Source organism: Ethanoligenens sp. (assembly GCF_047718355.1).
Taxonomy (GTDB): Bacteria; Bacillota; Clostridia; order Oscillospirales; family Ethanoligenentaceae; genus Ethanoligenens.
This window is the reverse complement of record NZ_JBDNLG010000122.1, coordinates 1-6170: the sequence shown is the minus strand read 5'-3', so window position 1 is coordinate 6170 and position 6170 is coordinate 1. Positions and strand designations below refer to the sequence as shown.

The 6170-nt window shown below is 46.7% G+C and carries 8 protein-coding genes and 1 pseudogene; 7 read left to right on the top strand and 2 right to left on the bottom strand.

Annotation, left to right across the window (positions count from 1 at the left end):
- Positions 1-54 precede the first annotated feature (54 nt).
- Complete coding sequence (locus ABF463_RS13500; RefSeq protein ID WP_415534390.1) at positions 55-1818, top strand: VirD4-like conjugal transfer protein, CD1115 family; 1764 nt, start codon at positions 55-57, stop codon at positions 1816-1818.
- A 2-nt stretch (positions 1819-1820) separates the two neighbouring features.
- On the opposite strand, the gene ABF463_RS13495 is transcribed toward ABF463_RS13500, so the two are convergent.
- Complete coding sequence (locus ABF463_RS13495; RefSeq protein ID WP_415534388.1) at positions 1821-2063, bottom strand: helix-turn-helix domain-containing protein; 243 nt, start codon at positions 2061-2063, stop codon at positions 1821-1823.
- Between the two features lie 110 nt (positions 2064-2173).
- Between ABF463_RS13495 and ABF463_RS13490 the strand changes: the two genes are divergently transcribed.
- Together ABF463_RS13490 and ABF463_RS13485 are read left to right on the top strand one after the other, a co-directional pair.
- Positions 2174-2644 carry an SLOG family protein gene (locus ABF463_RS13490; RefSeq protein WP_415534386.1) on the top strand — a complete coding sequence of 157 codons (471 nt, stop codon included), beginning with the start codon at positions 2174-2176 and terminating at the stop codon, positions 2642-2644.
- Positions 2645-2764: 120 nt separating this feature from the next.
- Positions 2765-2899: pseudogene (locus ABF463_RS13485) on the top strand (Maff2 family mobile element protein); the annotation flags it as partial.
- 195 nt (positions 2900-3094) lie between these two features.
- On the opposite strand, the gene ABF463_RS13480 reads toward ABF463_RS13485, so the two are convergent.
- Complete coding sequence (locus ABF463_RS13480) at positions 3095-3403, bottom strand: winged helix-turn-helix transcriptional regulator (RefSeq protein ID WP_415534384.1); 309 nt, start codon at positions 3401-3403, stop codon at positions 3095-3097.
- Positions 3404-3554: 151 nt separating this feature from the next.
- Here ABF463_RS13480 and ABF463_RS13475 point away from each other — a divergent pair, with 151 nt between their 5' ends.
- The 4 genes from ABF463_RS13475 to ABF463_RS13460 all read left to right on the top strand — a co-directional run bounded on the left by ABF463_RS13475 (position 3555) and on the right by ABF463_RS13460 (position 5943).
- Positions 3555-4124, top strand: a complete 570-nt coding sequence (locus ABF463_RS13475; protein ID WP_415534382.1) for a flavin reductase family protein — start codon at positions 3555-3557, stop codon at positions 4122-4124.
- 2 nt (positions 4125-4126) lie between these two features.
- Positions 4127-4543 carry a nuclear transport factor 2 family protein gene (locus ABF463_RS13470; protein ID WP_415534380.1) on the top strand — a complete coding sequence of 139 codons (417 nt, stop codon included), beginning with the start codon at positions 4127-4129 and terminating at the stop codon, positions 4541-4543.
- A gap of 336 nt (positions 4544-4879) precedes the next feature.
- Positions 4880-5029 carry a hypothetical protein gene (locus ABF463_RS13465; RefSeq protein ID WP_415534378.1) on the top strand — a complete coding sequence of 50 codons (150 nt, stop codon included), beginning with the start codon at positions 4880-4882 and terminating at the stop codon, positions 5027-5029.
- A gap of 380 nt (positions 5030-5409) precedes the next feature.
- A complete protein-coding gene (locus ABF463_RS13460; RefSeq protein WP_415534376.1) occupies positions 5410-5943 on the top strand; it encodes a hypothetical protein in 534 nt (177 codons plus the stop codon).
- The last annotated feature ends 227 nt before the right edge of the window (positions 5944-6170 follow it).

Sequence of the window (6170 nt, the reverse complement as noted above, 5' to 3'; positions counted from 1 at the left end):
AATGGTGCGGAACACGCCGCACAAATCCCGCAACAAGGAACAGGAGCAGAGCCGATGAAAAAACATCTGCCGATCAAAACCATCCCTTTGCGGAAATGGCTGCCTTATGCTCTGGTGTTCTGGTCTGCGGCGTTGTTGCATGAAACCTACCGGCTCTCGCCCGGAACAGGTCTTGCCAAATTGACCGGGCTGCTCGGCAGTCCGCCGCCATTCTCGGAAGTATCCCTTCTGCCCTACGATCCGGGCGACCTGCTTGTGGGGCTGATTGCCGCCGCCGCATTTTTCGGCTGGCTGACTGTGAGGGGCTGGGATAAAAAGAAATTCCGTAAAAGCGTCGAATACGGCAGCGCCCGCTGGGGCACGGAGAAGGACATCGCGCCATTCATAGATCCTGTGTTCCGCCAAAACGTCATTTTGACGCAGACAGAGCGCCTGATGATGGAAAATCGCCCGAAGAATCCGCTGGTTGCCCGCAACAAAAATGTCGTGGTGATCGGCGGGTCGGGTTCGGGGAAAACGCGCTTTTTTGTGAAACCGAACCTGATGCAGTGCCATAGCTCCTACGTGGTCACCGATCCGAAGGGCAGCGTTTTAGTCGAGGTCGGAACGCTTCTCCAGCGCCGTCATTACAACATCAAAGTATTCAACACCGTCAATTTTGCAAAATCAATGCACTACAACCCGCTGTCGTACGTGCGGTCGGAGAAGGATATTCTAAAATTGGTCAACGCCCTGATTGAAAATACCAAGGGAGAGGGCAAATCCAACGACGGCGATTTCTGGGAAAAAGCTGAAACGCTGCTCTATTGCGCACTCATCGGCTTTATCCATTATGAAGCGCCGCCGGAGGAACAGAACATGACCATGCTGGTGGATATGATCAACGCCATGTCCGCCCGCGAGGACGATGAGGACTACAAAAATCCTGTGGACATGATGTTCGACATTCTGGAAAGCAAAGACCCCGACCATTTCGCTGTGCGGCAATACAAGAAATTTAAACAGGCGGCGGGCAAGACAGCTAAAAGCATCCTTATTTCCTGCGGTGCCCGCCTCGCCCCATTTGATATTGCGGAGATCCGGGAGATCACGTCTTACGACGAAATGGAGCTAGACACGCTGGGCGATACCAAGTCCGCCCTGTTCGTAATTATCTCCGACACCGACGATACATTTAACTTTTTGGTTGCCCTAATGTATTCTCAGCTTTTTAATCTGCTCTGCGACAAGGCCGATGATGAATACGGCGGCAGGCTCCCTGTGCATGTCCGCTGCTTGCTCGACGAGTTCTCCAACATCGGCAAAATCCCGAAGTTTGAAAAACTGATCGCCACCATCCGTAGCCGGGAGATCTCCGCATCCATCATTTTGCAGTCTCAAAGTCAGCTCAAAGCCATTTACAAGGACAATATGGATACCATCCTCGATAACTGCGACAGCTATCTTTTTCTCGGCGGCTCCAGCAAAACAACGCTCAAGGATCTGGTGGAGAAGATGGGAAAGGAAACCATCAATCTCTACAACACCAGCGATTCGCGCGGTTCCCAACGTAGCTACGGAATCAACTACCAGACGCTGGGCCGCGAATTGATGGCGCTCGACGAAATCGCCGTCATGCCGCGCGACGAGTGCATTTTGCAGATCGGCGGCGTGCGGCCCTTCCATTCCAAGAAATATGACATCACAAAGCACCCCAACTATAAGTACCTGTCTGATTTCAGCAAACATAATGCGTTCAAAATTGAAAAGTTTCTGGATACCGGCGCGAAGCTGAAAGATCGGGAAACCTGCGACGTTTATGAAATGGAGGCAGGATAATATCACTTGATTTCCTGTTCCAGCCGGTTAAATTCCTCTGAACCGAAGAATTCTTCCAGCGTGATGCCTAACCCGTCGCACAGGCATTTGATCGTCACCAATTTGGGATTTTTGCTCTTTCCGTAAAGGATGTTTTTCACGGAGGACGGCGGCAGCGCCGACAGCGTTGCCAGCTTATTTATGGTAAGTTTGCGCTCGTCACATAGCTGTAGAATCCGGTCTTTTACGGCGGTCATAAGTCCCATACAAGTTCACTCCCTGTATTTCTTCCCTAATAGCATACAGGAACAAGCTTGTCAGGATGGGCTATGCGTGCTACCATATGGGCTATATATAGCCCATATGGAGGATTGACATGCAAAACTTAACCTGTTGTTTCACCGGATGCCGCAGTCTGCCGCAAAGCACCATCGAACGCATTATGCTTCGCCTGAACGATGAAGTGGATAACCTTATTCGGCAGGGTGTCACGCATTTTCTGTCCGGCGGCGCGAGGGGCTTCGACCTGATCGCCGCCGCCCTAATCGTTTCAAAAAAAGAAATGGGCAATGATCTGCGGCTGGACTTCATCCTGCCGTGCAGAGATCAGGACGCGCTTTGGTCGGAGCGCGAGCAAAAACTGTATCGCGGATTACTGAATGAAGCGGACGGCGTAACGTACCTTTCCGATACATACCGGCCCGGGTGTATAAAACGCCGCAACCGCTATTTGGTCGATCACGCAAACTACTGCATTTACGCCCTGCTGCATGACCGCAGCGGCACATGGCAAACCGTGCAGTATGCCAGAAGAAAAGGGGTGCGTCTTATCGGTGTTGCGGAATAAAAGCCCTCCTGTTGTAAGCGACCGTGACAATTTTATCGTGTCTTCATCAGCGCCCGTTCGGAATGTTCCGAGCGGGCTTTTTTATGCCGTCACATTCAGACTGTTATGGAGGTAAAGTCTATGAGTTTTATCGGTTCCGCAATGGATACGCTGGAAGTTATCGTAATCGCCCTCGGCGCGGGTCTCGGCCTGTGGGGCGGCGTCAACCTGATGGAAGGTTACGGCGGGGACAATGCTGCATCAAATGGGCAGGGTTCATAAGGAAACAAACATAAGATACCCCAATAAATTAAAATCAATATGCCAGCAGATGGAAATGTAAAACCGCCGCCCCATGTATCAGGAGCGGCGGTTTTACCTATTTGTGCATTCTTTATTTTTCAAATGCACCCTGCTTGCAACTGAACATACAAGATGTTGACAGAGTATGCCTATAGATAATACTATTGCTTATAATAGCTGCATTCCCCATTCACCCATTGATCTCAATATTGGAATAAAACTTTCGCCCAATTCGGTTAATGTATATTCGGTCTTTGGAGGAACCACCGGATAAACAGTTCTGGAAATCAGTCCATCGCGCTCTAATTCCCTTAGTTGCTGTGTTAACATTTTAGGAGTAGCACTTGGAACAAGTTTCTGCAATTCATTGAAACGCAAAGTTTTTTCAATTAGGCACCACAGTATCATCACTTTATATTTTCCGCCAATTAAGTTTACGGTTGCTTCAATCGGGCAACGAAAAGGTTTACCGTTCATTCTCGTCTCCTTACTATCATTTTAGGTAGTATATTACAATTAAGTGCATTCTTGATAAAATAAAATCTAATGATAAAATAATAGCATGATCTGTAATGAAAAGCAAGCCTGACAAGAATCTACACGAATCAGCAACAATTAGGAGGAATTTATGATGAAAAAAGACATTGGGCCGGTGATTGCTCTGTATCCGACCCCTACCACGATTATCGGAACGGTTATTAAAGGCAAGGTAAATTGGCTTATTGTCGCACACGTCGGCATTCTCGGGCACGACGCTATCCTGCTTAGCAGCCATAAAACACATTATACCAACCAAGGGATCAAAGAGAATAGGACTGTATCGGTGAATCTGGTCAGTGAGGATATACTGGCTAAGGCTGATTATGTTGGTTCTGTATCCGGCGAATCAGTCGATAAATCTCACGTATTTGATTATCATATGGGCCAGTTAAAGAATGTACCGATCATTGACGAATCGCCTCTCACTATGGAGTGTGAGGTTGTTGACATCTATGACAGCGAGCATCATGATAATTTTATCGTAAAGGTTGTCCATACTCATGTGGAAGACAAAATGTTGGATGGCACCGGAAAGATTGATTACGAAAAGTTAAAGCCCATATTATTTGAAATGCCCACGGGAGCTTATCTGAAAACCGGGGCTATTGCTGCAAAATGCTGGGATATCAGCAAATCCTATAAGTCGAAGGGAGAATAAATATGGAAAAGCAACCGATCGGATTCAAAAACGCCGCCCCATTTTTCAATATCGTCATGGAAGGGCTCAAAGGAGAAGTGGATGGAATCCAATTCTGGGATGCCGTTGCGGAGGATGCAGTTTTTGATTTTTTGTACAACTTTCCTGGCTTTCCAAACAGAATGGAAGGGCGCGCGTCATACATGGATTGGTTCCGTAATTACAGTATGAAGATAAAATCAGCCGACCACCTCCGGGCCTATAAGGTGCAGGGAGAAAATATTGTTGTTTTGGAATATCAAGTCCATGGAATTGAACCAAGTTCCGGTAATCCTTATGACAATAGGTTTTGCTCCATCGTTACCATAAAAGATCGAAAAATCGTCTATTGGCGGGATTATATGGATTCGCTTGCCGTTATGCTGGCAAGCGGAAACTGACGAGGAGGAACAGCATTCAAAAATTTGACCGGACATTAACTCATTGATTATGTATAGATACAGATGAACCGAGAGCCCAATATCATATCCGAAATTTTTCTGGGTTATGGGGCAATATGCTCTTTGATAGTATGCTACTTATCGGCCGATACTGTTGATCTTCTAACTGCCATACTGTAAAAAAGTAGGGTAGGTAATTAAATGCGCGCTTTTGAGGGCCTTCCAATGGCAGTTATGCGATTGGAGGGCCTTTTATGCGTGCAAGGGCTTGGTATCAGTCAAGGAGGAGCCGCTGCCAAATAGCAGCGGCCAAATGTAGCAGAAGCAGTTTATGGAATGACCGGCTTGACCCGCGCCGCCGTTTCCGCGTTTCGCGGTTCGGCGGCGCACTATGAAAAAGCGGAGTGTGGCCGCAAGCCCCCCGCAGGGGCGTTCCCCCTCGGAGAGCCCACGGGACACTTTGCCGCGAAGCGGAAAGTGTCATAGTGGGTCATATGCCTTTTAAAAAGGCATATGAATCGCAGTCCTCATTCACACCGCATTTCCAATGATATCCGCAAGCATTCCGCTGCTAAAAGCATTCTCCCACCACGCGGCGGGCAAATAAAAAACACGCACCAGTGTATCTATAGCAACCGGAATCTGCAAGGTTTCCTATTAATGCTACTCCGAAAGGAAGAACATATGCGAGGCGTCAAAATAGACAGTATTCTTGCTGAAGCACTGGACAAACTCCATATTGCATGTAAGAATGTATGACATGAACAAATGTATCTATCTCATTGTATTGACATTCCAACACCTTTATGGTACTGTATAATTATGCCAATCAGTACATATTATTCCGTATTATCTGGAGAAAGGAATTGAAAATGCGTATCTTGAAAAGATTGGGAATTTTTGTTGCGTCTTTGTCTCTCGCTTTCGGAATTTGCGGAATGTCTGTGTTCGCCGCTACCCCAACAGTGACACAGAAATCAGTGGATTCAGCAGAAGCAGCTCAAATCACTTCCACGCACAAAACCGTAAAGGTTAAGCTCATCCCTGGCGATTCAAGCCATTCAGGGTTAGCCACGCCTTCAACTACAGTTAGCGGTAATACAGGCACAGCAAGCATCACATGGGTCAATTCTGGCCAGATTTTTTGGTCTGTGACCCCATATTTTCCACTCTCCTATGTAGTATTCGTTGGCGAAATTAATATTGTTAATCTGAGTACAGGTAGTGTTGTAAGAACGTTGTGGGAAAGTGGAGACGGACTTGACGGCGTAGACGAAAATGTATATTTTTCAAATTTGCCAAGCGGCGTTTATTCTGCCACATTAACCGGTGGTGGAACGGATAACGGGGTTGAATTTACTGTTTCCAGTGGTTGCACTGAAGTCTATGCTGTTCACTAATAATTCCTGTTGTGAATGCCTATGTTGAATCGTATTGAGGAGTAAGTGTACTGTATTGGTTGAACGTCTTGTAAATTATTGTTACGAATTAATACCGTCAGCTACCAGTTGGCGGTATTAATTCGCGTTAAGGTATTTGACTTAACCAGTGAGGAATTGTATGGATTTTAATACAAAAAGGAAGTTTGTTTTACATCCTGTTTGGATAGATGATATCGAGTTTAAAT

What these genes read in the sequence shown, in the direction of transcription:
- ABF463_RS13500 (WP_415534390.1), top strand. Translation starts at nt 55, where the DNA reads ATGAAAAAACATCTGCCGATCAAAACCATCCCTTTGCGGAAATGGCTG.
- ABF463_RS13495 (WP_415534388.1), bottom strand. Translation starts at nt 2,063, where the DNA reads ATGGGACTTATGACCGCCGTAAAAGACCGGATTCTACAGCTATGTGAC.
- ABF463_RS13490 (WP_415534386.1), top strand. Translation starts at nt 2,174, where the DNA reads ATGCAAAACTTAACCTGTTGTTTCACCGGATGCCGCAGTCTGCCGCAA.
- ABF463_RS13480 (WP_415534384.1), bottom strand. Translation starts at nt 3,403, where the DNA reads ATGAACGGTAAACCTTTTCGTTGCCCGATTGAAGCAACCGTAAACTTA.
- ABF463_RS13475 (WP_415534382.1), top strand. Translation starts at nt 3,555, where the DNA reads ATGATGAAAAAAGACATTGGGCCGGTGATTGCTCTGTATCCGACCCCT.
- ABF463_RS13470 (WP_415534380.1), top strand. Translation starts at nt 4,127, where the DNA reads ATGGAAAAGCAACCGATCGGATTCAAAAACGCCGCCCCATTTTTCAAT.
- ABF463_RS13465 (WP_415534378.1), top strand. Translation starts at nt 4,880, where the DNA reads ATGACCGGCTTGACCCGCGCCGCCGTTTCCGCGTTTCGCGGTTCGGCG.